Annotated in this window: 23 protein-coding genes and 2 pseudogenes; 16 read left to right on the top strand and 9 right to left on the bottom strand. The window is 71.5% G+C overall.

Translation table 11 applies throughout. The features are described from left to right. The first annotated feature begins 148 nt into the window (after positions 1-148). On the top strand, positions 149-307 hold the full coding sequence (locus NGF19_RS09620; protein ID WP_252424069.1) for a hypothetical protein: 159 nt from the start codon (positions 149-151) through the stop codon (positions 305-307). 3 nt (positions 308-310) lie between these two features. On the opposite strand, the gene NGF19_RS09615 is transcribed toward NGF19_RS09620, so the two are convergent. The 4 genes from NGF19_RS09615 to NGF19_RS09600 are packed head-to-tail and all read right to left on the bottom strand — an operon-like array spanning position 311 to position 4,355. Further along, positions 311-1,516 carry a sensor histidine kinase gene (locus NGF19_RS09615; protein WP_252424067.1) on the bottom strand — a complete coding sequence of 402 codons (1,206 nt, stop codon included), beginning with the start codon at positions 1,514-1,516 and terminating at the stop codon, positions 311-313. Then, positions 1,513-3,222, bottom strand: coding sequence for a sodium/solute symporter (locus NGF19_RS09610; RefSeq protein WP_252424066.1), 1,710 nt, complete (start codon positions 3,220-3,222; stop codon positions 1,513-1,515). The genes NGF19_RS09615 and NGF19_RS09610 overlap by 4 nt, the downstream gene beginning before the upstream one ends. A 9-nt stretch (positions 3,223-3,231) precedes the next feature. After that, positions 3,232-3,588 carry a hypothetical protein gene (locus tag NGF19_RS09605; protein ID WP_252424332.1) on the bottom strand — a complete coding sequence of 119 codons (357 nt, stop codon included), beginning with the start codon at positions 3,586-3,588 and terminating at the stop codon, positions 3,232-3,234. An 8-nt stretch (positions 3,589-3,596) separates the two neighbouring features. Further along, the gene (locus tag NGF19_RS09600; protein WP_252424065.1) at positions 3,597-4,355 is read right to left on the bottom strand and encodes a LytR/AlgR family response regulator transcription factor; all 759 of its coding nucleotides are present in this window, start codon (positions 4,353-4,355) and stop codon (positions 3,597-3,599) included. Positions 4,356-4,456: 101 nt separating this feature from the next. On the opposite strand from NGF19_RS09600, the gene NGF19_RS09595 reads away from it, so the two are divergent. From NGF19_RS09595 to rocD, 3 genes are all read left to right on the top strand, one after another. Next, positions 4,457-4,972, top strand: coding sequence for an Lrp/AsnC family transcriptional regulator (locus tag NGF19_RS09595; RefSeq protein WP_252424064.1), 516 nt, complete (start codon positions 4,457-4,459; stop codon positions 4,970-4,972). Between the two features lie 123 nt (positions 4,973-5,095). Further along, a complete protein-coding gene (gene ddaH, locus NGF19_RS09590) occupies positions 5,096-5,905 on the top strand; it encodes a dimethylargininase (protein ID WP_252424063.1) in 810 nt (269 codons plus the stop codon). Next, positions 5,905-7,125: an ornithine--oxo-acid transaminase gene (gene rocD / locus NGF19_RS09585; RefSeq protein ID WP_252424062.1), complete on the top strand. Its 1,221-nt coding sequence runs from the start codon at positions 5,905-5,907 to the stop codon at positions 7,123-7,125. The genes ddaH and rocD overlap by 1 nt, the downstream gene beginning before the upstream one ends. Positions 7,126-7,170: 45 nt before the next feature. On the opposite strand, the gene NGF19_RS09580 is transcribed toward rocD, so the two are convergent. Next, the gene (locus NGF19_RS09580; protein ID WP_252424061.1) at positions 7,171-7,563 is read right to left on the bottom strand and encodes a helix-turn-helix transcriptional regulator; all 393 of its coding nucleotides are present in this window, start codon (positions 7,561-7,563) and stop codon (positions 7,171-7,173) included. Between the two features lie 246 nt (positions 7,564-7,809). On the opposite strand from NGF19_RS09580, the gene NGF19_RS09575 reads away from it, so the two are divergent. Both NGF19_RS09575 and NGF19_RS09570 read left to right on the top strand, forming a co-directional pair. Continuing rightward, positions 7,810-8,535, top strand: coding sequence for an ANTAR domain-containing protein (locus tag NGF19_RS09575; RefSeq protein ID WP_252424060.1), 726 nt, complete (start codon positions 7,810-7,812; stop codon positions 8,533-8,535). Positions 8,536-8,626: 91 nt separating this feature from the next. Next, entirely contained in the window at positions 8,627-8,821 is a 195-nt protein-coding gene (locus tag NGF19_RS09570) for a hypothetical protein (RefSeq protein WP_252424059.1), read from the top strand. A gap of 66 nt (positions 8,822-8,887) precedes the next feature. Here the strand turns inward: NGF19_RS09570 and NGF19_RS09565 are convergent, their stop codons facing one another. Next, the gene (locus NGF19_RS09565) at positions 8,888-10,483 is read right to left on the bottom strand and encodes an alpha/beta hydrolase (protein WP_252424058.1); all 1,596 of its coding nucleotides are present in this window, start codon (positions 10,481-10,483) and stop codon (positions 8,888-8,890) included. A 229-nt stretch (positions 10,484-10,712) separates the two neighbouring features. Beyond that, on the bottom strand, positions 10,713-10,988 hold the full coding sequence (locus NGF19_RS09560) for a type II toxin-antitoxin system Phd/YefM family antitoxin (protein ID WP_252424057.1): 276 nt from the start codon (positions 10,986-10,988) through the stop codon (positions 10,713-10,715). 213 nt (positions 10,989-11,201) lie between these two features. Between NGF19_RS09560 and NGF19_RS09555 the strand changes: the two genes are divergently transcribed. The 3 genes from NGF19_RS09555 to NGF19_RS09545 all read left to right on the top strand — a co-directional run bounded on the left by NGF19_RS09555 (position 11,202) and on the right by NGF19_RS09545 (position 13,135). Further along, positions 11,202-11,834, top strand: a complete 633-nt coding sequence (locus NGF19_RS09555) for an ATP-dependent Clp protease proteolytic subunit (RefSeq protein ID WP_252424055.1) — start codon at positions 11,202-11,204, stop codon at positions 11,832-11,834. A 7-nt stretch (positions 11,835-11,841) separates the two neighbouring features. Next, on the top strand, positions 11,842-12,144 hold the full coding sequence (locus tag NGF19_RS09550; protein WP_252424041.1) for a hypothetical protein: 303 nt from the start codon (positions 11,842-11,844) through the stop codon (positions 12,142-12,144). Positions 12,145-12,661: 517 nt separating this feature from the next. After that, positions 12,662-13,135: a C40 family peptidase gene (locus tag NGF19_RS09545; protein WP_252424040.1), complete on the top strand. Its 474-nt coding sequence runs from the start codon at positions 12,662-12,664 to the stop codon at positions 13,133-13,135. Between the two features lie 9 nt (positions 13,136-13,144). Here NGF19_RS09545 and NGF19_RS09540 read toward each other — a convergent pair whose 3' ends face one another. After that, complete coding sequence (locus NGF19_RS09540) at positions 13,145-14,299, bottom strand: 8-amino-7-oxononanoate synthase (RefSeq protein WP_252424039.1); 1,155 nt, start codon at positions 14,297-14,299, stop codon at positions 13,145-13,147. A gap of 147 nt (positions 14,300-14,446) precedes the next feature. On the opposite strand from NGF19_RS09540, the gene bioB reads away from it, so the two are divergent. From bioB to NGF19_RS09515, 5 genes and pseudogenes are all read left to right on the top strand, one after another. Beyond that, positions 14,447-15,601 (top strand): biotin synthase BioB, encoded by a 1,155-nt coding sequence (bioB, locus tag NGF19_RS09535; protein WP_252424038.1) that lies wholly within the window; start codon positions 14,447-14,449, stop codon positions 15,599-15,601. Beyond that, on the top strand, positions 15,594-16,874 hold the full coding sequence (locus NGF19_RS09530; protein WP_252424037.1) for an adenosylmethionine--8-amino-7-oxononanoate transaminase: 1,281 nt from the start codon (positions 15,594-15,596) through the stop codon (positions 16,872-16,874). The genes bioB and NGF19_RS09530 overlap by 8 nt, the downstream gene beginning before the upstream one ends. 3 nt (positions 16,875-16,877) lie before the next feature. Continuing rightward, positions 16,878-17,618, top strand: a complete 741-nt coding sequence (gene bioD / locus NGF19_RS09525) for a dethiobiotin synthase (RefSeq protein WP_252424036.1) — start codon at positions 16,878-16,880, stop codon at positions 17,616-17,618. Beyond that, positions 17,596-18,159, top strand: a pseudogene (locus tag NGF19_RS31100) (transposase); the annotation flags it as partial. The gene bioD and the pseudogene NGF19_RS31100, both read left to right, overlap by 23 nt. 113 nt (positions 18,160-18,272) lie before the next feature. Continuing rightward, positions 18,273-18,476: pseudogene (locus tag NGF19_RS09515) on the top strand (hypothetical protein); the annotation flags it as partial. Between the two features lie 99 nt (positions 18,477-18,575). Here NGF19_RS09515 and NGF19_RS09510 read toward each other — a convergent pair. Next, positions 18,576-22,736 (bottom strand): carboxypeptidase regulatory-like domain-containing protein, encoded by a 4,161-nt coding sequence (locus NGF19_RS09510; RefSeq protein ID WP_289734581.1) that lies wholly within the window; start codon positions 22,734-22,736, stop codon positions 18,576-18,578. 361 nt (positions 22,737-23,097) lie between these two features. Between NGF19_RS09510 and NGF19_RS30940 the strand changes: the two genes are divergently transcribed. Then, on the top strand, positions 23,098-24,219 hold the full coding sequence (locus NGF19_RS30940) for a helix-turn-helix transcriptional regulator (RefSeq protein WP_252424035.1): 1,122 nt from the start codon (positions 23,098-23,100) through the stop codon (positions 24,217-24,219). Next, positions 24,213-25,325 carry a hypothetical protein gene (locus NGF19_RS09500; RefSeq protein WP_252424034.1) on the top strand — a complete coding sequence of 371 codons (1,113 nt, stop codon included), beginning with the start codon at positions 24,213-24,215 and terminating at the stop codon, positions 25,323-25,325. The genes NGF19_RS30940 and NGF19_RS09500 overlap by 7 nt, the downstream gene beginning before the upstream one ends. Positions 25,326-25,479: the final 154 nt, after the last annotated feature.

Raw genomic sequence — 25,479 nt, 5'->3', positions numbered from 1 at the left:
CCGGCCGAGGAGCCGGGCGGCCCCCTTCGTGTTGCGTGGCGCCGGGGGTCCGGTGCGGCAACCGGTGCGAGGAGCCTGTGACTTGTCGAGTGCAGCGGGTGCGAAACGGGGCACCATGGGGGGAACCAACCCTGAGGAGGGTGTCGCGATGCCCGGTTCGACGAAGGCGATGGGGGTGCTCACCATCGGCGGACTCGTCGCGGTGACGGCCTACACGGTGGCGCTCGGCGGCAACGGCTGGTTGTGGTTCGGCTGGGCCGTCCTCGGCCTGCTCACTCTCGGCATGGTGGTCTCCGACCACACCTGAGCCTCAGTCCCGGGGCAGCCGTCCCGCCGAGTGCACCCCCGGCTGGTACTTCGGCAACCGCGCGGTGATCTTCATGCCCGCGCCCACCGCCGTCTCGATGACGAGCCCGTGGTCGTCGCCGTAGACCTGGCGCAGCCGGTCGTCGACGTTGGAGAGGCCGATGCCGCCCGAGGGGCTGACCTCGCCCGCGAGGATACGGCGCAGCAGCGCGGGGTCCATTCCGGCGCCGTCGTCCTCGATGACCACGAGGGCCTCGGCGCCCGCGTCCTGGGCGGTGATGCTGATGTGCCGCTTGTCGACCGTGCCCTCCAGGCCGTGCTTGACGGCGTTCTCGACCAGGGGCTGGAGGCAGAGGTAGGGCAGGGCGACCGGCAGCACCTCGGGCGCGATCTGGAGGGTGACCGAGAGCCGGTCGCCGAAGCGGGCCCGTACCAGCGTCAGATAGTGGTCGATGGCGTGCAACTCGTCGGCGAGCGTGGTGAAGTCGCCGTGGCGCCGGAACGAGTACCGGGTGAAGTCGGCGAACTCCAGGAGGAGTTCGCGGGCGCGCTCGGGGTCCGTGCGCACGAACGAGGCGATCACGGCGAGGGAGTTGAAGATGAAGTGCGGGGAGATCTGGGCCCGCAGCGCCTTGATCTCGGCCTCGATCAGCCGCGTACGGGAGCGGTCGAGGTCCGCCAACTCCAGTTGTACGGACACCCATCGGGCGACCTCGCCCGCGGCCCGGACGAGGACGGCGGACTCGCGGGGCGCGCAGGCCACCAGCGCGCCGTGCACGCGGTCGTCGACGGTGAGCGGGGCGACGACGGCCCAGCGCAGCGGGCAGTCCGGGGTCTCGCAGCTCAGCCGGAAGGCCTCGCCGCGGCCGGTCTCCCACGGTCCGGCGAGGCGCTGCAGCACCTCCTCGCGGTGGTGCTCCCCCACGCCGTCCCAGGCCAGTACGGCCTCCCGGTCGGTGAGGCACAGCGCGTCGGTGCCCAGCAGGGTGCGCAGCCGCCGCGCGGACTTGCGGGCGGTCTCCTCGGTGAGTCCGGCCCGCAGCGGGGGCGCGGCCAGGGAGGCGGTGTGCAGGGTCTGGAAGGTGGCGTGCTCGACGGGGGTACCGAGCCCGCCGAGGCTCTCCGGGCGCGCGGTGCGCCGGCCGAGCCAGAAGCCGGCCGCCAGCAGCGGGAGGACGGCGACGCACAGGCCCGCGAGGAAGCCGCTCATCCCTTCGCCTCCGCCCGTACTTCCTCGGGCAGATGGAACCGCGCGAGGATCGCCGCCGTCCGGGCCGGTATCCGCCCCGGTGTGGCCAGGGAGACCAGCACCATGGTCAGGAAGCCGAGCGGCACCGACCAGAGAGCGGGCCAGGCGAGCAGGGCGTGCAGGGTGCCGTCGACCGGGCAGCCCGCCATGGTCGCCGTCACCGCCACGAACGCCGAGCCGCCGCCGACGAGCATTCCGGCCGCCGCGCCGGGCGGGGTCAGCCGCCGCCACCAGATGCCGAGGACGAGCAGCGGGCAGAACGACGACGCGGACACGGCGAAGGCGAGCCCCACCGCGTCGGCGACCGGCAACCCGCCCACCAGCACGCTCGCCGCGAGCGGCACCGCCATCGCCATCACCGTGCCGAGCCGGAAGTGCCGCACGCCGCGGGAGGGCAGGACGTCCTGGGCGAGCACCCCGGCCACCGCCATGGTCAGCCCGGAGGCGGTGGACAGGAACGCGGCGAAGGCGCCGCCCGCGACCAGCGCGCCCAGCAGGTCCCCGCCGAGCCCCGGGATCATCCGCTGGGGCAGCAGCAGGACGGCGGCGTCGGCGTCCCCGGCGAGGGATAGTTCCGGCGCGTAGAGCCGGCCGAGCGCGCCGTAGACCGGGGGCAGCAGATAGAAGGCTCCGATCAGAGCGAGTACGGCGACGGTGGTGCGGCGGGCGGCGACGCCGTGCGGGCTCGTGTAGAAGCGGACGACGACGTGCGGCAGGCCCATGGTGCCGAGGAAGGTGGCGAGGATCAGCCCGTAGGTGGCGTACAGCGGGCGCTCCTGGCGTCCGGAGGCCAGCGAGGTCGACATGCCGCCGTTGCTGCCGTGGGTGGCGGTGGGGACGGGGTCGCCGGGGGCGAAGGTCAGCCGGGTGCCACGGTCGAGGCGGTGGACGCCCGGCGCGAGGGCCACGCGCTCGCTCCGGTAGCGGCGGCCGTCGATGGTGCCCGTGGCCGTGGCGTCGAGCGGGCGGGACAGCCTCAGGTCGAGGCGGTCGTCGATCCGTACGACGCGGTGGTCGCGGAAGGTCGCCGGTTCGGCGAAGGCGCCGCGTGGCGCGCCGTCGCCCTGCCAGGCCAGCACCAGGAAGAGCGCGGGCACGAGCAGGGCGGTGACCTTGAGCCAGTACTGGAAGGCCTGGACGAAGGTGATGCTGCGCATGCCGCCCGCGGCGACGGTCGCGACCACCACGACGGCGACGATGATCCCGCCGAGCGGGTCGGGCGCCCCGGTCAGCACGGCCAACGTGAGCCCGGCGCCCTGGAGTTGGGGCAGCAGATAGAGCCAGCCGACCCCGACGACGAAGGCCCCGGCGAGCCGTCGCACCGGCTGCGAGGCGAGCCGGGCCTCGGCGAAGTCGGGCAGGGTGTAGGCGCCGGAGCGGCGCAGCGGGGCGGCGACGAACAGGAGTATGACCAGATAGCCGGCGGTGTAGCCGACGGGGTACCAGAGCATGTCGGGGCCCTGGACCAGGACGAGCCCGGCGATGCCCAGGAAGGAGGCGCCGGAGAGGTATTCGCCGCTGATGGCCACGGCGTTCAGACGGGGGCCGACGGTCCGGGAGGCGACGTAGAAGTCCGAGGTGGTGCGGGAGATGCGCAGGCCGAAGGCGCCCACGAGGACGGTCGCCACGACGACGAGGGCGACCGCGGGAACGGCGAATTGGTTCACGGTCGTGCCTCAGCGGTCCTCGACGAGACGGACGAAGTCCCGCTCGTTGCGCTCGGCGCGGCGTACGTACCAGCGGGCGAGCAGGACGAGCGGCGGGTAGAGGCAGCAGCCGAGGACGGTCCATTGCAGTCCGGCGTCGCGGATGGTGGCGAAGAGCAGGGGCAGGGGGCCCACCAGCAGGACGAGGACGGCCGACACGGTGAGTCCTGCCCTGAGTTGGCTGCGCATGAGGGAGCGGACATAGGTGTGGCCGAGGGTGGTCTGCTCGTCGATCTCGGTACGGGGCCGGTAGTAGCCGGAGGTGCGGCGGCTGCGCCGGGGCGGCCCGGTGACGACGACTCGACGGTCGCCGGGGTCCTGGGACACTGCCGGTCTCACCGTCCCGTGGTCCGGTGCATCAGCAGGTCCCGCAGATCGCGGGCGTGCCGTCGGCTGACCTGGAGTTCGACGGGGCCGACGAGGACGCTCACCGCGCCGGTGTCCAGGCGGAGTTCCTCGATGTGGCGCAGGGCGACGAGGTGGCTGCGGTGGATGCGGACGAACCCGCGCGAGCGCCAGCGCTCCTCCAGGGTGGACAGCGGGATGCGGACGAGGTGGCTGCCCTGGGCGGTGTGCAGCCGGGCGTAGTCGCCCTGGGCCTCCACGTGGGTGACGTCCTCGACGGGCACGAACCGTCTGACGCCGCCGAGTTCGACGGTGATGTGGTCGGGGTCGGGTTCGTGCACGGGGATGAGCTGTGCCGCGTCCCGCAGGTGGGCGACGCGGCGGACGGCCTCGGCGAGCCGCTCGCGGCGGACGGGTTTGAGGACGTAGTCGACGGCCTTGAGGTCGAAGGCCCGTACGGCGAAGCCCTCGTGGGCGGTGACGAACACGACCAGCGGCGGCTTGGCGAAGCCGGTGAGCAGCCGGGCCAGCTCCAGTCCGTCGAGGCCGGGCATGTGGATGTCGAGGAAGACGACGTCGATCGTGTCGGGGCCGTCGGGCCCGGACTCCAGGGCGCGGTTGATGCGGCGCAGCCCCTCGGTCGCGTCGCTCGCGCCCTCCGCGCTGCCGATCCGGGGGTCCGCGTTCAGCAGATAGAGGAGTTCCTCGAGCGAGGGGCGTTCGTCGTCGACGGCAAGGGCGCGCAGCATGAACGTGGAGTGTAGGAGCAATCCGTACGTCTGCACATGCGTGGGACAGGGACGTTGTCGCTGTGTGACCACGGGGGCACGGCTGTCGTTAGAGTTCCGCCATGAGCAGCAGGCCGACCGCGTTCGACGAACTCGACCGCAAGATCATCACCGCGTTGACGGCGAACGCGCGCAGCAGCTTCGCGGAGATCGGCGCGCTGATCGGGCTGTCCGCGACGGCGGTCAAGCGCCGGGTGGACCGGTTGCGCGAGACGGGTGTGATCACCGGGTTCACGGCCACGGTGGAGCCGTCGGCGCTGGGCTGGCGTACGGAGGCGTATGTCGAGGTGTACTGCGAGGGCGCGGCGCCGCCCCGGCGGCTGGCGGAGGTCGTGCGCGACCACCCCGAGATCACGGCGGCGATGACGGTGACCGGTGACGCGGACGCGCTGCTGCATGTGCGGGCGACGGACGTGGAGCACTTCGAGGAGGTGCTGGAGCGGATCCGTACCCAGCCGTTCATCCGGAAGACGGTCAGCTACATGGTGCTGACCCATCTGCTGCCCGAGAGCCCGGAGGCGGGCGCCAGCCAGCCCGCGCCGCAGGACACGCCGGGGCACGCAGCAGACGTGCGCTGACCTCGGCAACCACGCAGCGATCGTGCGCGCATACGCAGCTTTCGTCGCTTGTCGGCGATCTCCCTCAGTTCCTACCGTGGTGTCAATCCCCGCAGCCACCGCAGGAAGTGGAGGACCCTTTCTGTGCCCGAGACCCGTGCGCCGCGTCAGCGGCGTTTCCTCGTCTGCGAACCCCGGCACTTCGATGTGCAGTACGCGATCAATCCGTGGATGCACCCCGACGTCCGGGTCGACCTCGATCTCGCCCGGAACCAGTGGCAGACGCTGATCGGGGCCTACCGCGCCCACGGCCATACCGTGGAGAGCGTGGAGCCGGTGGCCGGTCTGCCGGACATGGTGTTCGCGGCCAACTCCGCGCTCGTCCTCGAGGGCCGGGTCTTCGGCTCTCTCTTCCACGCCGAGCAACGCCGCCCGGAGTCCACCGCGTACGACACCTGGTTCAAGGCGGCGGGCTTCGATGTCCACCGCCCGGAGTCGGTGTGCGAGGGCGAGGGCGACCTGGTCCCCGTCGGCCGCCATGTCCTGGCCGGCACCGGCTTCCGTACGACCTGGCAGGCGCACCGCGAGGTCCAGGAGTTCTTCGGAGTCCCGGTGATCACGCTGCAGTTGGTGGACCCGTACTTCTACCACCTCGACACGGCGCTGTTCGTCCTCGACGACGACACCGTCGCGTACTACCCGGACGCGTTCTCGCCGGGGAGCCGCGAGGTGCTGGCCCGGCTGTATCCGAACGCGGTGCTGGCCACCCGCGAGGACGCGCTGGCCTTCGGCCTCAACTCCGTCTCGGACGGCCTGCACGTCTTCATCTCCCCGACCGCGACCGCCCTGGCCGACCGGCTCGCGGACCGGGGCTACGTACCCGTCCCCGTCGACCTCTCCGAGTTCCACAAGGCCGGCGGAGGCATCAAGTGCTGCACACAGGAGATCCGTTGATGACCGCACCCGTCCGTACGGAGTCGTCCGCCGAGCTGATCCGGGCCGAGGAGCCGGTGCTCGCGCACAACTACCATCCGCTGCCGGTGGTGGTCGCCCGCGCCGAGGGCGCCTGGGTGGAGGACGTCGAGGGCCGCCGCTATCTCGACATGCTCGCCGGGTACTCGGCCCTCAACTTCGGGCACCGCAACCCCGCGTTGATCGAGGCGGCCCACCGTCAGTTGGACCGGCTGACCCTCACCTCCCGCGCCTTCCACAACGACCGGCTGGCCGAATTCGCCGCCTCGCTGGCCGAGTTGACCGGCCTGGACATGGTGCTGCCGATGAACACGGGCGCGGAGGCGGTGGAGAGCGCCGTCAAGGTGGCCCGCAAGTGGGCGTACGAGGTCAAGGGCGTGCCCGCCGACCGGGCGACGATCGTGGTGGCGGCCGACAACTTCCACGGCCGTACGACGACGATCGTCAGCTTCTCGACGGACGAGACGGCCCGCGCGGGCTTCGGCCCCTTCACCCCCGGCTTCCGGGTCGTGCCGTACAACGACCTCGCCGCGCTGGAGGCCGCGGTCGACGAGACGACGGCCGCCGTGCTGATCGAGCCCATCCAGGGCGAGGCGGGCGTGATCATCCCCGACGAGGGCTATCTCACCGGCGTCCGCGACCTCACCCGCCGTGCCGGGTGCCTGTTCATCGCGGACGAGATCCAGTCGGGCCTCGGCCGCACGGGTCGGACCCTGGCCGTGGACCACGAAGGGGTCGTACCGGACGTCCTGTTGCTCGGCAAGGCGCTCGGCGGCGGGATCGTGCCGGTGTCGGCGGTCGTCGCGCGCCGGGAGGTCATGGAGGTGCTGAAGCCGGGCGAGCACGGGTCGACGTTCGGCGGCAACCCCCTGGCCGCGGCGGTCGGTTCGGCGGTGGTGGACCTGCTGCGGACGGGCGAGTTCCAGCGCCGGGCCGCCGAGTCGGGCGTGGTGCTGCGGGAGGGGCTCGAAGCGCTCGTCGGCAAGGGCGTCGTGGGCTTCCGCGCGCGCGGGCTGTGGGCGGGCGTCGATGTGGACCCCGCGGTCGGTACGGGGCGCGAGATCAGCGAACGCCTCATGCGCGAGGGCATCCTGGTCAAGGACACCCATGGCTCCACGATCCGCATCGCGCCTCCGTTGACGGTCACGGAGGAGGAACTCCGGTCCGCGCTGGGCGCGTTGGAGAAGGTCCTGACCGCCTGAACTCGCTGAGCGGTGCGGCGAGTTCTCCGGGGCCGCAGGTCCCGGTCAGCCCTGCGCCGGTCGGTGACCGGGCTGCGCGTCGCGGTGATTGGGCTGCGCGTCGCGGTGATTGGGCTGCGCGTCGCGGTGATTGGGCTGCGCGTCGCGGTGGGCGAGGAGGGTCAGCAGATCGGAGACGGTCAGACCCTCCTCGGCCGGATGCCGCAAGTACGTGTCCGGTTGGATGCGGTACGTGTTGACGCGCCCCACTCGGGTGTGGGTGAGGTAACCGCCTTGCTCCAGATCAGAGATGATCTTCTGGACGGCCCGTTCCGTCAGTCGGCAGTGCGCCGCGATGTCGCGGATACGGGTTCTTCGGCCCTCGGCGATCGTGACCAGCACGCGTGCGTGGTTGGTGAGGAACGTCCATCCGATGCGCGGCTCGGATACTCCACCCATACTCCCGAGGGTAGGGGCGGTCATTCATGAATCGGAAGGGACGAATCGGAAGGGACGAATCGGAATTCAGGTATCCCTTGACATCCGATGCGGGAGGGGTCGAGCCTGACAGGGGGGCGTGCGAGCGAAAGAGCTCGGGAGGCTCTCATGGTCAAGCGCCTACTTCCCCGCGACGGGCCCTGCGGGGCAGCCCCTCGCACCGCGGGGGCCTCTCCCCCGCCCAGCGTGCCACCGCCCTGTCTGAGGGTGGAGTCGCACGGCGCGGGCGACCGGACGTCCGTCCTGGTGGCGGGTGAACTCGACATCGGCACGGAACAGACGCTGCGGGACGCCTTGCACGACGCCCTGCGGGTCTCGGCCAGCGGTGTCGACCTCGATCTCGCCGGAGTGGACTTCTGCGACTGCTCCGGCCTCAACGCTCTGCTGTTCGTACGCCGCCGGGCGCTGCGGGACGCCAAGACGCTCGCGCTCACGAAGACCGGTCCGGCGGTCGGCAGGCTGCTCTCGCTGACCGGTACGCGCTCCCTGTTCGATCTGACGGGCGGCGTGGGCGACAGCACGCCCACGCGCCCCGTGGGGGGCCACCACGGTCTTCCCCGCATCCCCCCGGCCCCGTCGCAGCCCCCCGGGCCGGACGGCACGCGGGCCGACGAGCCCGACCGGGATCTGCGGATCGAGCTGGTCCAGCTCAGGCGCGCCATGCAGACGCGGCCGGTGATCGACCTGGCACGGGGAGTCCTGATGGCGTCCTTCGCGCTGAGCGCCCAGGAGGCCTGGGGCGTGCTGGTCACCGTCTCCCAGAAGACCAACACCAAGCTGCACCGGGTCGCGCAGGAGCTGGTGGACGCCGTGGCGGGCGAGGCCCCGGCGGGACCCGTACGCCAGGAACTGGCAGCCGCGGTCAGCGGGCTCCGGGAGACCGACCCGGCCTCGTGGACGGGGGTGGCAGGCCGCCTCACGGCGCCTGTGTGAGCAGTGTGCGGGGACGTACGAGTCGTGCCACGCTGATCAGGGGCGTCACGGCGCCTCCGGCTCCGTCAACGTCATCGAGGAGTGAGCCGACATGACCGACCGGAGAAGTGATCGCCAGATGGACGACTCGGGCCACATCAGGGACATGACCGAGGAGACCCTCGGCGCCCAGGAGCAGGCACGGCAGGAACTCCAGCATCAGCAGGAGCAGGAGCGCGGTCGCCCGTCCGATGAGACCCCGTCCCCCGAGCACCCCCTGTTCTCCGACCAGGAGGACGACGTATGAGACGGGCCGGGACGGAGAAGAGGGGCGGCCGGAGATCCGGCCGCCCCTCTCATGTCACTCGGTGACTTACGGCTTCGGGGTGGCGTGCGGCGTGCACGTCACGTCGGAGCCGTCCGTCTCGCCGGTCAACAGGTAGGTGTCCACCCGGCTGTTGATGCACGGGTTGACCAGACCGGTCACGCCGTGCGAGCCCGCGTCCTTCTCGATGATCAGGCGGGAACCCTTGAAGCGCTTGTGCAGTTCGACCGCGCCCTCGAAGGGCGTCGCGGCGTCACGCGTGGACTGCACGATCAGGACCGGCGGCAGCCCCTTGCCGGTCTTCACGTCCAGCGGGTTCTGCTGCTTGACCGGCCAGGTGGCGCACGGCAGGTTCATCCAGGCGTTGGCCCAGGTCATGAACGGGTAGTCCGTGTGGAGCCGGGTGTTGTCCCGGTTCCAGGTCTGCCAGTTGGTGGGCCACTTGGCGTCGGTGCACTCGACGGCCGTGTAGACCGCGTTCCCGTTCTCGTCCGAGATGTTCCCCGCCGTGTCCGACAGGTCGGGTGCGGCGGCGTCGATGAGCGCCTGGGTGTCACCGGCGACGTACTTGCTGAAGACGGTCGCGACCGGCACCCACGAGGAGTCGTAGTACGGGGCGCTCTGGAAGAAGTTGATCAGCTCGGCGGGGCCGACGACGCCCCCGAGGGGCTTCTTCTTCGCCGTGGCGCGCAGGTCGAGCCACTTCGCCTCGACCGCCTTCTGCGTGGTGCCGAGGTGGAAGGTGGCGTCGTTGGCCGCGACCCAGTTCTCCCAGTCCTTCCAGCGACCGTCGAAGGCGACGTCCTGGCCGAGGTTGGCCTGGTACCAGATGTTCTCGCGCGAGGGGTTGACGACGCTGTCGACGACCATGCGGCGGACGTGGCCCGGGAAGAGCGTGCCGTAAACGGCGCCGAGGTACGTACCGTAGGACACGCCGAGGTAGTTGAGCTTCTTCTCGCCCAGCGCGGCACGGATGACGTCCAGGTCGCGCGCGGTGTTGGGCGTGGTCATCTGCTGCAGCATCGCGCGGCCGGTGCGGTCGGCGCAGCCCTCCGCGTACTCACGGGCGAGCTTGCGCTGGGCCAGCTTGTCCGCCTCGGAGTCGGGCACCGGGTCCGCCTTGGGACCGGCCGCGAACTCCTGGGGGTCCGCACAGGAGATGGGAGCGGAGTGGCCGACGCCGCGCGGGTCGAAGCCGACGAAGTCGTACGCCTTCGCCGCGTTGGCCCAGACGGCGTTCTTGTTGGTGACGCGCGTCGGGAAGCGCATCCCGGAGCCGCCGGGGCCGCCGGGGTTGTAGACGAGGGCGCCCTGGCGCTCCGCCTTGGTGCCCGTGTTCCCGATGCGGTCGACGGCGAGCTTGATCTTCTTGCCGTCCGGGTGGGCGTAGTCGAGCGGAACGGTGACCCAGCCGCACTGGATGGGCGTCGCCAGCCCCCAGTCGGCCGGGCAGTCCTTCCAGTCGATCCCGGCCTTGGCGGCCCGCTCGGCGGCGATCGCGGCGCCGCGCGCCTCTCGGTTCTGACCCTGGCCCGCGTCCGCGGCGGCCGACGGCGCCAGGGCGCCGGCTATCAGCGTGGCCGTCACGAGCGCCCCCGCGGAGCCGAGCGCGGTCGCTCGCCTCGTCGCTCTGATTCCCCTCAAGAGGGACCTCCCCGCACATCGTTTCGATAGATACGGGGGATCTTGTCTGTTGTCAGGTCAACGGAACAGAGGGGGACCTGGCTTCTTTACCAATCCGATAACCGGTACACGAAGGCGCGTTGAGCGGAACGAGGGCCAAGTCCCCTCCCGCACAACGCCGTTGACATCGGTCTCCTGCGCCTGGAACGGTCGCGCGCCTGGGGACGGCGCGGACCGGGCGTCGCCGCCGTCAGGACGCGCTGGTTCCCCGATGCTCGGCGGCGATGCCGAAGCGGCGGCGCTCCTGCGGGGCCGGGGCCACCTCGCGGACGCTGGAGACCGAGCTGACCACCTGCTCCTCCGCGGCGTCCAGCTCGGCGAGCCGCTCGAGGTCGGCCGCGGAGACCAGGGCGACGAGAGGCTTGCCGTGCCGCGTGACGACGACACGCTCGCCGCCGTACACGACGCGGTTGATCAGATCGGCAAGTTCAGCCCTGGCTTGCGTCACCGGAATCTCGTAGGCCATACCCCCAGCTTAAGGGCTGCCCCGACATCCCCGGCGGGCGCGGGACAGCCCCTGGTCCGCGGCCCCCGCCACCCCCATCGGAGCGAAAGATCGACCGACCGACCAAGAGAGATCGACCAAGAGAGATCAGCCAAGAGAGATCGACGGAGAGAACGTACGTCCTGTACGTTTTCTACAGGAGCGATCCGGAGCGATCCCGAGGAGGCGCGAGCCATGATCCGACCGTCCGCCCGCCATGTGCTGCCCGAGTTCACCGAGCGCACCGGTTATGGGCACCGGACCCTTGATCCGTACGCGAAGCTGCTGGACGAGCGCATCGTGTTCCTGGGGGCGCCGGTCGACGACACGTCGGCGAACGACGTGATGGCGCAGTTCATGCACCTGGAGTACCTGGATCCGGACCGGGACATCTCGCTGTACATCAACTCCCCCGGCGGCTCGTTCAGCGCGATGACCGCGATCTACGACACGATGCGATACGTGGGGTGCGACGTGGAGACGATCTGTCTCGGTCAGGCGGCGTCGGTCGCGGCCGTCCTGCTCGCCGCGGGCACCCCCGGCAAGCGGCTCGCCCTGCCCGGCGCGCGCGTGCTGATCCACCAGCCGTCCCTCGCGGAGCCCGTGCAGGGGCAGGCCAGCGATCTGGCCATCCAGGCCGAGGAACTGATGCGTACGCGCGGGCAGTTGGAAGAGATGCTCGCGCGGCACACGGGGCAGAGCCGCGAGCGGGTCACCGCCGACATCGAGCGCGACAAGATCCTCGACGCGCGGGCGGCGGTCGCGTACGGACTGGTCGACCACGTCGTGCCGAACCGCCGGGCGTCCCGTACGACCGACGCGAGGTGAGCCACCGGTGCTGCCCGAACTTCCCCCGCTGCCCGCGCTGACCCGCGCCGAGGCGGAGCTGATCGACCGCTACCTCGAGGTGGTCGATCTGCTCGGCCGCATCAACCCCGCACAGGCCGGACCCACGTACGGAGGTCTGCGCGCCGCCCAGGCCCTGGTGAGCAAGGCGATGGCGCTGCGCGAGGCGCTGACGCTGATGCACGAGCGCGGGGAGAGCGAGCTGCACGCCCCGACGCTCGCGCGCGCCCTGCGGGTGCTCGACGGCGAACGCCGTACGGCCCGTCTCGCGGTACCACCCGAAGCGCACTGACGATGGGTCAAGCCGCCGCGTAGCACGACACGTCCGCGTTCAAACGGACCGATCGGGTTACCCCCGAGCGGTGGAGGCCGTCCTCCGTCCGTGAGCCCGGACGAGCCGCCCGACTCGCCTGTCCGTGAGGCGGCGCGGGGCGCTGCGCTGCAGGTCCGGACGTCCTACACCCCGTCAAGGTCCCTCCAGCGCAGGAGTGTCCACCCGAACGGGTGGGTGGTGAGGAACGCCACAAAATCACGATTCCATTGTGATTTTCCGACTTCCTTGCGTGAAGATCCCTTCCTGACGACAAGCCCCCGCCACCTCGGCGGGGCGGTCCGGGCGGACGCCGAGTCCTGCCGCCGCCCGGACGACCGGTCGACGGAAGTGGATCGGCAGGAGTGGAGGACCCGGCAAGGCGGGCCACCGGAGCGATCCGGAGGTCCTTGGGGTGAAGCCGCGCGAGCGGCCGGGCTACTTCGCCAGCCCGAATCCGACAGGTCATCCTTCACAGGCGGCTGACGAAGGGTGACGCATGACTGCGCTCAATCGTGTCCCATCGCTGCTGACCCGGGCCGGTACGGCCTCGGCACTCACCATCGCCGCCGTCGGCGGCAGCATCGTGGCCCCCGGAGCCACCGCCAGCGCGGCCTCCGGCACGGTGGCGACGAAGGCACTGCGGGTCGCGGCGGCCGAGAAGGGGTCCCCCTACCAGTGGGGCGCCAGCGGACCGCATCGCTTCGACTGCTCCGGGCTCACGCTCTACGCGTACAAGAAGGCGGGCAAGCATCTGCCCCGTACCGCCTCGGCGCAGTACAACAAGACACACCATGTCTCCGGGTCGCACCGCAAGGCGGGCGACCTGGTGTTCTTCCACTCGGGCCGGAACGTCTACCACGTCGGCATCTACGCCGGGAAGGGAAAGATCTGGCACTCCCCGAAGACCGGGGACGTGGTCAAGCTCCAGAAGATCTGGACGAAGAGCGTGTGGTACGGGCGGGTCCGCTGAGCCCGCCGGTCACCTTGTGGACGCCGTACGCCGGGTCACGGGGCATGCCTCACCGATCACGCGTACGGCGTGCTCGATCTGCTCGTCGGTGAGGTCCGCGCGGGCGGTCAGACGCAGCCGTGACACGCCGTCGGGCACCGACGGCGGGCGGAAGCAGCCGACGGCGACGCCCGCCGCCCGGCAGTCGGCCGCCCATGCCACGGCCTGCTGAGGGGAGGGCGCCCGCACCGAGACGACGGCGGCGTCCGGCCGCACCGCCTCGTGGCCCTCGGCCGCGAGGCGGGCGTGCAGGGTCGCCGCCACCGTACGGGCCCGTGCGGCGCGCTCGGGCTCGCGGCGCAGCACGCGCAGCGCCGCGAGGGCCGCTCCGGTGGCGGCCGGGGCGAGCCCGGTGTCGAAGATGAACGTCCGGGCCGTGTTGACGAGATGGTCGATCACCGGCGCCGGGCCGAGCACCGCACCGCCCTGGCTGCCCAGCGCCTTCGACAACGTCACCGTCACCACGGCGTCCGGCGCGCCCGCGAGCCCCGCCGCGTGCGCAGCACCCCGGCCGCCGGGCCCGAGGACGCCCAGGCCATGCGCGTCGTCGACGACCATCCCGGCTCCGGACTCCCGGCAGACGGCGGCCAGTCGAGCCAGCGGAGCCGCGTCGCCGTCCACCGAGAAGACCGCGTCGGTGACCATGACGGCGGGTCCCCGGTGCGTGTGCAGGGCCTTGTGGACGGCCTCGGGGTCGGCGTGGGCGACGACCTGGATGGTGCCGCGCGCGAGGCGGCAGCCGTCGATGAGCGAGGCGTGGTTGCCCGCGTCGGAGACGATCAGGGAGCCGTGCGGGGCGAGCGCGGAGAGCGCCGCGAGATTGGCCGCGTACCCGGAGGAGAAGACGAGGGCCGCGTCGAAGCCGCAGAACTCGGCGAGTTCGCGCTCCAGTCGGGCGTGCGCCTCCGTGGTCCCGGTGACGAGCCGGGAGCCGGTGGCGCCACCGCCCCACCGTCGGGCCGCCGACGCGGCGCCCTCGATGACCTCGGGGTGGCGGGCGAGGCCGAGGTAGTCGTTGCTCGCGAGGTCGAGCAGCGGACAGTCCGCGGCGCGCGGGCGCAGGGCCCGGACGAGCCCGGCCCGGCGGCGCGCCCGCGCCTGCTCCTCGATCCAGCCGAACGCCATGGAACCTCCGGGTGTTTGTGGGCAGTCCACAGACCCTAGCGTTCGGACACACCGCCCAGGATGTGGCAATACCTCACACGTCGAACGGCGTCTGTTGTGCGAAGTCTCCTTGGCCCGAGGCATCCCCGTAGGACAGGATCGGCTCCCATGAACCTGCTGAACACGCTGGTGGACAAGGGCCTGCGCGGTGAAGCGCCGTCCCGCGAGGAGGCGCTCGCCGTTCTCGCCACGTCCGATGACGACGTACTCGATGTGGTGGCGGCGGCCGGCAAGGTGCGCCGTCACTGGTTCGGGCGACGGGTGAAGCTCAGCTATCTCGTCAACCTGAAGTCCGGTCTGTGCCCCGAGGACTGCTCCTACTGCTCCCAGCGGCTCGGCTCCAAGGCGGACATCCTCAAGTACACCTGGCTGGGGCCGGACGACGCCTCGAAGGCCGCGGCGGCCGGTGTCGCGGGCGGAGCCAAGCGGGTCTGTCTGGTGGCGAGCGGCCGGGGGCCCACCGACCGGGACGTGGAGCGGGTCTCCGAGACGATCCGGACGATCAAGGAGCGGAACGAGGGCGTCGAGGTGTGCGCCTGTCTGGGCCTGCTCACCGACGGCCAGGCCGAGCGGCTGCGCGCCGCGGGTGCGGACGCGTACAACCACAACCTGAACACGTCCGAGGCGACCTACGACGACATCACCACCACCCACACCTACGCCGACCGGGTCGACACCGTGCGCAAGGCGCACGCGGCCGGGCTGTCCCCCTGCTCGGGGCTGATCGCGGGCATGGGCGAGAGCGACGAGGACCTGGTGGACGTGGTGTTCGCGCTGCGTGCCCTGGACCCGGACTCGGTCCCGGTCAACTTCCTGATCCCCTTCGAGGGCACGCCGCTCGGGAAGGAGTGGAACCTGACCCCGCAGCGGTGTCTGCGCATCCTGGCGATGGTGCGGTTCGTGTGCCCGGATGTCGAGGTGCGGGTCGCGGGCGGGCGTGAGGTGCACCTGCGGACGCTGCAGCCGCTGGCCCTGCATCTCGCCAACTCGATCTTCCTCGGTGACTACCTCACCAGCGAGGGCCAGGCGGGCCGCGCCGATCTGGAGATGATCGCGGACGCCGGGTTCGAGGTGGAGGGCATGGAGCAGGTGACGCTGCCGGCGCATCGGGCGGCGGGCCGGTGCGGATCTCAGGAGAACGCCGAGGGCGGCGGCGGTGGTTGTGCTTCCGCCGCCTCCGACGCGCAGGCGGGTCAGGCGCGTACGGATCTGGTCGCCGTACGGCGCCGGGGTGCCGGAACGGATCTCGCGCCCAATGCCTGACCTGCCCCTGGAGGAGCTACTGACGCTGGACCGGCGGCATGTCTGGCATCCGTACGGTCCCATGCCCGGACGTCAGGAGCCGCTCGTCGTGGAGTCGGCGAGCGGTGTGCGGCTGCGACTCGCGGACGGCGGCGGCGAGTTGGTCGACGGCATGTCGTCCTGGTGGTCGGCGATCCACGGCTACAACCACCCCGTGCTCAACGGCGCCGTGCGCACCCAGATGGAGCGGATGAGCCATGTGATGTTCGGCGGGCTCACGCACGAGCCCGCCGTCCGGCTCGCCAAGCTCCTGGTCGACATGTCCCCCGAGGGCCTTGAGCATGTCTTCCTCGCGGACTCCGGCTCGGTCGCGGTCGAGGTCGCGCTCAAGATGTGTGTGCAGTACTGGCGTTCGCTCGGCCGCCCCGGCAAGCAGCGCCTGCTGACCTGGCGCGGCGGCTACCACGGGGACACCTGGCATCCGATGTCCGTGTGCGACCCCGAGGGCGGGATGCACGAGCTGTGGCGGGGTGTCCTGCCCCGGCAACTGTTCGCGGAGGCACCACCGGCCGCGTACGAGGAGGCGTACGCGGACCATCTGCGGGCGATGGTCGAGCGGCACGCGGACGAACTGGCCGCGGTGGTGGTCGAACCGGTGGTGCAGGGCGCGGGCGGGATGCGGTTCCACTCCCCCGCCTATCTGCGGGTGTTGCGCGAGGTGTGCGACGCGCAGGACGTGCTGCTCGTCTTCGACGAGATCGCCACGGGCTTCGGGCGGACCGGCGCGCTGTTCGCCGCGGACCACGCGGCGGTGACGCCGGACGTGATGTGCGTGGGCAAGGCGTTGACGGGTGGGTACCTCACCATGGCGGCGGCGCTGTGCACGCCTCGGGTGGCCGAGGGGATCTCCCGGGGCGAGGTGCCGGTGCTCGCGCACGGCCCCACCTTCATGGGCAACCCGCTGGCCGCCGCCGTGTCCTGCGCCTCGCTCGGCCTGCTGCGCGACCAGGACTGGGCCTCGCGGGTCGGGCGGATCGAGAAGGGGCTGCGGAAGGGACTCGCCGAGGCGGCGGCCCTGCCCGGGGTGCGGGACGTACGGGTCCTCGGCGCGATCGGGGTCGTCCAGCTCGACCACCCGGTGGACATGGCGGCGGCGACGCGGGCCGCGGTGCGCGAGGGCGTGTGGCTGCGGCCGTTCCGCGACCTCGTCTACACGATGCCGCCGTACGTGACCGAGGACGCGGACGTGGCACGGATCGCCCGCGCGGTGTGCGCGGCGGCGCGGGAGGGATGACACATGTCGGTACTGGTGATCACGGGGACGGGTACGGAGGTCGGCAAGACGGTCACGACCGCTGCCGTCGCCGCGGTGGCCGTCGCGGCGGGGCGGTCCGTGGCCGTGCTCAAGCCCGCGCAGACGGGCGTGGGGCCGGGCGAGCGCGGGGACGCGGAGGAGGCGACCCGGCTGTCGGGGGCGCTCACCACGGTCGAACTCGCCCGCTATCCCGAGCCGTTGGCGCCCGCGACGGCAGCCCGGCGGGCCGGGATGTCGCCCGTACGGCCGCACGAGGTGGCACGCGTGGCCGCCGAACTGGCCACCGCGCACGATCTGGTCCTCGTCGAGGGCGCGGGCGGGCTGCTCGTCCGGTTCGACGAGGAGGGCGGCACGCTGGCGGACGCGGCGCGGTTGCTGGGAGCGCCGGTCGTGGTGGTGGCGGCGGCAGGCCTGGGCACGCTCAACGCGACGGAGCTGACGTCTCGTGAACTCCGCGGTCAGGGGCTGGACTTGGCAGGGGTGGTCATCGGGAGCTGGCCCCAGGAGGCCGATCTCGCGGCACGGTGCAACCTCGTGGACCTTCCGGTGGTGGCGGGAGCGCCGTTGCTGGGCATGCTGCCCGCGGGTGTCGGCGCCCTCGCGCCGGCCGACTTCCGCGCGGGGGCGCCCGGTTGGCTGGCGCCGCGGCTGGGCGGGAGGTGGGAGGGGGCGGCGCCGGGCGGCGCGGGGCTCGACGTGTGTGCGTACGGGGCGATGCGTTGACGTGCTCCCTGGCCTGAAGTCCAGGAATTCCGGCCTGGGTCGGCTGACCCATCCGGGGGCTTCCTGCTTCACCGCGCTGCGCGGGCACGTGTGCCCGTCTTACCGGCGCTCCACAGGCGTTTGGCGTCTCCGCCCGTCCGGCGGCGACGATGCGACGTCCCTCGAACAGGACGTTGCGGGCTGGCACGTTGGTTCGGCGGTGCATGTGCACGTGGTCTCCGTGACGAAGTACCGGCATGGAGTCTTCAACGACGAGATGCCGACACGCTGCGAAGGGGGCATGCGCAAGGCGTGTGAGGACTTTGAGGCGGAGCTGAAGGAGTTCACGGCGAACGCGTTCACGCCCACCTCCTGGTGCACCGCCCGCCCAAGGCCGCCGTCTCCAAGCCGGCCAACAGCCTCAAAGGCGTCTCCGCCCCGCCGGATACGCCAGGAATTCACCGGCCACACCAACCACGCCATCACACACGGGCACCTACGGTCACCCTCGTACTTCTCCGCCTCCCGTGGCGGAGCACCACTGGCGAGCGTCCGCCAGTACATCGAACAGCAACAACGCCCGCTCCAAGGCGCACGCCAGAGCAGCCTTGAGATGCGCTCATCCCAAGTTCGGCCCGAACAGGGCCGACAAGGCCGTTACGACGGGGACGCCGGTACCCCCAAGTCCAGGTCCGCGACCAGGCCGACTACAAGAAGCTGGTGCACCACCAGATCGCCGTCTTCGGCGCACTGCTCGGCCTGGCTCTCGGACTCGTCTGGGGCGTGTGCACCCAACAGGTCCTCGCGCTGAAGGGCATGAAGGCCCTGGCGATCCCGTGGGGCACGATCGTCGCCGTGGTGGTCGGCTCGGCGGCGATCGCGCATGAATGACGCCTGTCGTGGGACAGCCCGTGCGGGCCGATCCGCCGATCGGCCCGCACGGGTGGAACAGGGTGGTACCGGTGGCGGGGGTGCTGATCAGGTCGACTTCTTGAGCGTGAAGTCGCCCGTCGTCGTCGCTCCCTTCACGATCTTCACCGTGGTGGTGGTCGGCTGGTAGCCGTCCTTGGCCACGATCACGGTGAGCGGGTTGTTGCGGGTGTCCAGCCAGAGGGCGTAGCTGCCGTCCTTGCCGGTCTTCAGGGTGTAGCTCGACGCCCAACTGTCGATCTGGACCGTGGCCCCGGCGAGCGGTACTGTCCCGCCCTTGCCGTCGGCGCCGAGGACGGTCCCGGCGTACTTGCCCCAGGTCTTCGGCGGGTTGACGTGCATCGTCACCGGGATCGCGGAGACCTTGTACGGGGTGTCGGTGCGCACACCCAGCTTCGTGGTGTAGTCGCCGGGCTGGGTGATGTCGGCGGCCGAGGCGTCCAGGGTGACCACCACGGTGGTGCTGGCCCCCGGTGCCAGGGTCGCCTGCTGGGTCCCGAGGGAGAGCCAGGTCACGTCGCTGCCTGCCTGGTCGTACCCGGGCAGCACCTGGACAGCCGCGACGGGGACCGGATCGCCGGGGTTGCCGCCGACGCTGTAGAAGCCGGGGGCGCCACCGCCGCGGTAGACCGCGATGTTGGCATTGGGCAGGTTGCTCCAGGTCCCGGCCACCGGGTCGAAGGCGAAGCCCTGGTTGGTGATGGCGCTGCTCGTGTCGACGACGCCTCCGCTGGTGAGCAGCAGTCCGTTCGCGGCGGTGTAGGACGAGCCCCACAGGTCGGTCGGCAGGTCGGCGATGGGTGACCAACTGTCCGACGAGGGGTCGTAGGCATAGCCGTGCCGTGTGGTGCCGGAGTCGTTCGTGCCCCCGGCGCAGTAGAGCATGTCGCCGATTCCGCCGCAGGCGCTCCAGGAGACGGACTCGGGGTACGGGGCGATCGCCGACCAACTGTCGGTGGACGCGTCGTAGGCGTAGGCGTCCGACGTGCCGCAGGTGTAGGCGGTGCAGCCGCCGACCACGTAGAGCTTGCCCTTGAGGACCGCGCTGGCCGAACCTCCGTAGGCGCGGGGGATGTCGGCGCCGGTGGTCCACTTGTCGGACGAGGGGTCGTAGATCTCCAGCTTGGTGTCGGGGCTGGCGGAGGGGCTCCATCCGCCGACGGCGTAGAGCTTGCCGTCGATGAAGCCCTTGGCCGGTGCCCTGCGGGTGTCGGCGGAGGGGGCCAGCTCGGACCAGGCTCCCGAGTCGGGGTCGTAGGCGTACAGGGCGGTGCTGGCCTTGCTGCCGTTGAACCCGAAGGCGGAGTAGAGCTTGCCGTCGTTCGCGGCGACCGCGTTGTCCTGGAGGCGCTGCGGCAGGTTCGCCACCGGCTGCCAGGCGTCCCCGGCGGCCGTGGACGTGGCCTTCGCGCCGGTGCCGGGTGTGGCGTCCGGCAGCGGTGAGTACTCACCCTTGACCCGTTGGAGCGGCGCGCCGTGGGCGGCCTGCGTCTGGAAGCCGCCGGTCCCCTTGCTGAGGTCGAACGTGGCCGGGGCTCCCCCGGTGTTCTTCACGGTCAGTTTCTGGGTGCCGGTGGCGCTCCAGGCCAGTGTCTTGTCCACGGTCGCCGGGGAGAGGACGAGCTGTCCGGCCTTGAGGGCGTGGTCGCTCTCGGTGGTGCTGTCCGCCGCCACGCGCACGGTCTTGTCCCCGGAGGTGTACTTGTCCTTCTCCGCCGTGAACGCGTGCTTGCCGACGGTGTCGGAGAACATCCAGTAGAAGCCGCCGCCGAGCTCCGGGTCGTCCGGGGTGGCGGCGGTCACGGCCGACTGCCCGGAGGCGTCGGTGTTGGTGACGGTGGCACCGTCGACGCCGTCACCGGTGTTGGCGTCGGTGACGGTGCCCGCCACGAGGCCGCCGGTCACCGGGACGTAGGTCCGGTCCCCGACATGGACGTTGTCCACCTGCCACCACCAACCCCATGTGGCGGCGAAGTGGAACCGCAGCTTGACGGAGGAGGCGCCTGCGTACTTGGTGAGCGGAATCTCCACATGGGCCGGGCCGGTCAACGTGCTGGTGCGCGTCCACACGGAGGTCCAGGTGGTGCCACCGTCGGTGGTGATGTCCACGCTGGCGCTCTGCCCGTCGTGGCCGAGGTAGTCGGTGTCGAAGGCGATCTCGGGCGCGGAGAGCCCGCTGAGGTCGTAGACCGGGCTGATCAGCGAGCTGTCCTGGCTCTTGTTCGAACCCAGGAGGTCGCTGTCGACCATGGCGAAGGCCCCGCTGCCGCCGGTGTGGTTGTTCCGCGGGCGCGGGTCGGAGAAGTCCCAGCCACCGTCGGTGCCGTCGGCGTTGACCACGCTCCAGCCGCTCGGCGGCGCGGTCGTGGAGTCGAACGGCTCGGTGGTACCGGTGCGCTCCAGCTTGTAGCCGACGGCGGTGCCCGCGTCCGGGTCCACCGGGACGGCGACGTTCACGGTCTGCGCCGAGCTCGTGGCGGTGACGTCCTTGCTCACCGCTTGGTAGCCGGGGTAGCGCGCGGCGATGTCGAGCGTGTAGGTCCGGTCCACGGGGAGCTGGAGCTCGTAGGTGCCGGTGTACGGGTCGGTGAAGACCGGGCCGCCGGGCATGCCGTCGACGGTGATCGCCGCGTACAGCGGCCAGCCGTGGCCGGAGCCGTCGGTGACCTTGCCGGTGACGGTCCGGCGGGCCACCGCGTCCAGGGAGAAGCTCTCGGTGACCGATCCGCCCTCGGCGACGACGACTCCGGTCGTTCTGCCGCTGCGGTAGCCGTAGGCGGCGGCGGTCACGTCGTAGGTCCCGGGCGTCACCGTGAGGGAGTAGTGACCGTCGGCGTCCGTGGTGGCCCGGAAGTCGCCCGCCTCGATGGCGGCCCCGGCCAGCGGTGCCCCGGCGCCGTCGGTGACGGTGCCGCTGATCTCGCCGTGCGGACCGCTGCGGAAGGCCGCGAGGCCGTTGGGTGTGCCGAGGCCGGTCGGACCGTCGTAGCCGGGCCCCGCCGTGCAGAGATAGGACGGCGTGCAGGAGCCGTTGGCGCCGCTGGTCACGTCGTTGAGGGCGGACGGGGTCTGGTACGGGTAGGCGTTGGGGTAGCTGCCCGGGGCGGGGGCGCCGGCGGCGGCGTAGACGCCCGCGATGATCGGGGCGGAGGCACTGGTGCCGCCGTACACCCCCCAGCCACCACCGCCGTAGGTCTGGTAGACCGCCACGCCGGTGAGCGGGTCGGCGACCGCGGAGACGTCCGCGACCGAGCGCATGTCACAGCCGGTGTCGGTCTGGAAGGCGGGTTTGGGCTCGTACATCGAGCAGCCGGATCCTGGGCCGCCGGTGCTGTTGTGCCACACCGACTCCGACCAGCCGCGCGCCGTGGCGGTGTCCTTCTTCAGCGCGGTGCCGCCGACGGCGGTGACGTACTGCGACGCCGCGGGGTAGGAGACGCCGTAGTCGCTGTCGCCGGAGGAGGCGACCATCGCCACGCCCGGGTGGTTGTAGTGCGCGTCGAGTTCGGTGACCTCGGAGGGGTCCTCACCGCTGCCGGGTGTGCTGCTGTACCCGCTGCCATAGGAGTTGGAGACGTACTGGGCGCCCATGGCCACGGCCTGATCGACCGCGGCACCCATGTCCTCGAAGCCGGCGCTGTCGGCCTCGACCAGGAGGATGTGGGCCCCGGGTGCGGCGGCGGAGGCCATGTCCAGGTCGAGCGAGATCTCACCGGCCCACTCCGAGCTGGCCGTGGGGTAGTCGGTGCCGCCGCGCTGGTCGACCTTGCGGAAGCAGCCGTTGGCGGTGGTGCACTCCGGCAGGCCGAACTGGGCGCGGTAGACGGCGAGATCGGCTTCGGCCGTCGGGTTGTCGAAGGCGTCCACGATGGCGATGGTCCTGCCCGCGCCCCCGCCGTTCGGCAGGTTGTAGGCGCTCCGCAGGTCCGACGCCCCCCAACCGCTGGGCGCCGCCGACCGGACCCCCTTGGTTCCGGCGAGGTCGGTGCGGTGCAGTGCGAGGCAGGTGACGTCCCCGGGCTTGGGCGTGCCGCACACCTGCTCGACGGAGGGTTCGGCGTCCTTCGGTGCCGCGCTCGGCTGTGCGCCCGCGGCCGTGGCGAGGGGTAGCCCCGCGCCCAGGACCGCTATGACTGCGGAGGCGACGACGGCCGGGCGGGGAGGGGTTCTCCTTCTGTACCGGCGTCTGAACAGTCTTGGGGTGTGCAATGTGTGACTCCTCTGCATGCGGTGCCGGAGTCGACCTCTTGCATGGCTCCCTGGTCGACGGCGAACGTCTTCGCTCGCCGCTCAATTTCTGTCGGAACAAGCACCCCACCGGCAACAAGAGCGCATGTCGCGTTTATGCCGCGTCATAAACGCGACATGCGACGGTTCGACGGGCGCCGATCGCGAGGTCGAGGGTGTCTCGATCGACGCGTCGCGGGACCCGGCCCGGGTCAGTCCCGGCCGGGGCCACGGCTCCAATCGCCGCGTCCCACCGAGGCATTGGGCGACATAGAACGCTCCGTTACCATGACCGCGCGTCAGGACAGACAAAGGGAGCAGGACGGACGGAGAGTGGGGACCTGTGGCCGAGCCGGGTGCGCGACCGGACATACCGGAGTCCTCCCTGCTGGCCCTTCTGGGCCTCGACGCCGAACAGGAAGCCGTCTACCGCCTCCTCATCGACCGCCCCGGCAGCGATCCGACAGCCCTGACACCGGCCGCCGGGAACGAAGAGGCGGTCACGCGCGTACTGACCACCCTCGTCGACAGCGGACTGGCCAGCGCCGAGCGGCGCGCGGGAGGTGTGCGGTACCGCGCCGCGCCCCCCGTCCTCTCGCTGGGGCCGCTGCTGGAGTCCCGGCGCGCCGCCCTGCACCGGGTCGAGCATGTCGTCACCGAGCTCGCCGACCGCCACCGCGCCGCATACTCCCGTGTCCGCGACGCTCCGGTCGAGGTCCTGTCCGGAGCTGCGGCGATCCGGCGGTGGCTGGTCGCGATACAGCGCGACGCGCGAAGCGAAGTCCGCGCGATGATGCCGATCATGCGGGACGCCTCCGTCATCAGCCCCGAGGACAACCTGGACGAGGTCGAGCGCCAGATGATGCGCCGGGGACTGACCATGCGCACCGTCGTGGAGCGCGCCTGGCTGGAGGACCCCGCGTCCGCGCGCTCCCTCACGGAGGTGGCCGCCCAAGGACAGCAGATCTCCGTCACCGACAAGCTGCCCACCAAGCTCCTGATCGCCGACCTCGATGTCGCCGTGCTGCCACTCGACCCCGATCGGGACGAGGCCGGAGAGCCGGTGGCTCTGGTAGTGCGCCGCAGCGGCCTGCTCACCGCGTTGGTCTCGCTGTTCGAGCAGTACTTCGCTAGGGGCAGCCTGCTCAGTCCTCTCGGCCCCGGTCGAGCGGGAGCCGAGCGCAGCACCGGGCAGGCACGGCTCGACGCGGCCGACCGGAAGATCATCGCCCTGCTTCACGTCGGCCTCACCGACGCTGCCATCGCCCGCCAGCTGGACATGAGCCAGCGCACCGTCCAGCGGCGGGTTCACCAGATGATGGAATCTGTCGGCGTGGCGACCCGCTTCCAACTCGGCTCGTATGCCGCTGTCTCGGGCTGGCTGGACCCGGGCGCGCCCCTGGGCGAAGGTGCCCCGGGGCAGGGGCGGGTCCCGACGCCGGAACGCGGAGGACGCGGATGCTGACGGCGCTGGGGTTGGCGGACCAGGAGGACGCGGTCTACCGCGCCCTTGTCGTACACCCGGGAGCGCGGGCCGCCGACCTCGCACGGGCACTGGCCGCCGCGCCCGCCGACGGGGTCCCGGCCGTCGCCTGGTCCGAGCACGGGGTGGCCACCGTTCTGCGCCAACTGGTCAGCACCGGCCTGGCCCTCGCCGACACCGGCGTCGATGAGGAGCCCCGCTACCGGGCCACACCACCCGCCCTCGCCCTGGAGCCGCTGCTCACCGCCCGGCGCGACGGCCTGCGGCAGGCCGAGAGACTCATCTCCCGGCTGACCGAGCAGTACCAGGAGGCCCAGAGCGGCCGACCCGGGGCGTCCGTGGAGGTGGTGACCGGACGGGAAGCGGTACGCCACCGGTTCCTGCAACTGCAGCTCGCGGCGCAGCGGGAGGTCCTGGGCCTCATGATGCCGGTCAGCCGGCGGCAGGGGGCCGTGGTGCCGGTGGAGGAGAACGCGGCCGAGGCCGAGGCCATGCGGCGCGGTGTGCGGTATCGGGTGGTCCTGGAGCGGGGCTGGCTCGACGAGGCCGGTATCCGGGACCTCATGGAGGAGTCGCTGCGCGCCGGGCAGGAACTCACCGTGGTGGACTCCGTGCCCGTGCAACTGGCCATCGCGGACGGGAAGATCGCCATGGTCCGGCTCTCGCCGGTGCCGGGCAGTCGCGATCCCGGAGCCTTGATCATTCATGAGAGCGGGCTGTTGGAAGCCCTGGTGGCGCTCTTTCACGCCTACCGTGAGCGCGGCTGGCGGCTGGTCGGCCCGGAGCGGACAGGACGTGCCCCGAGTCCGGCGGACGGGCCGGACGAGGTGGACCGGTCGATCCTGGGGCTGCTGCACGTGGGCCTGACGGACGTCAGCATCGCCCGACAGCTCGCCCTCGGCCACCGCACGGTGCAGCGCAGGCTCAGTCGGCTGATGCGGCTCACCGGCGCCCGGACGCGCTTCCAACTGGGCTGCCAGGCCGTACGGGCGGGCTGGCTGAACGGCGACGACGGCCTGTCCGCGGCGGCGCCGGACCCGGCGGTGACCGCCGCCGACCTGCCGGAGCGGGCCGGGCCGCGCACCTGACGACCGTGGGGTGCGGTCAGCGGGCCGTCTCGACCACACGCCGGGCCGGTTGGCCGAAGACTGCCCAACCGGCGTGATTCCGGCGCGGCTTGAGGCGTATCCACGCCAAGGCGCATTCACGCCTGTGATGATCCCTTGTCCCCGGAACGACTCG

Origin of the sequence: Streptomyces macrolidinus (genome assembly GCF_023887685.1) — a bacterium.
Classification (GTDB): Bacteria; Actinomycetota; Actinomycetes; order Streptomycetales; family Streptomycetaceae; genus Streptomyces; species Streptomyces macrolidinus.
The sequence above is the reverse complement of the archived record's forward strand: the minus strand, read 5'-3'. Positions and strand labels throughout refer to the sequence as shown.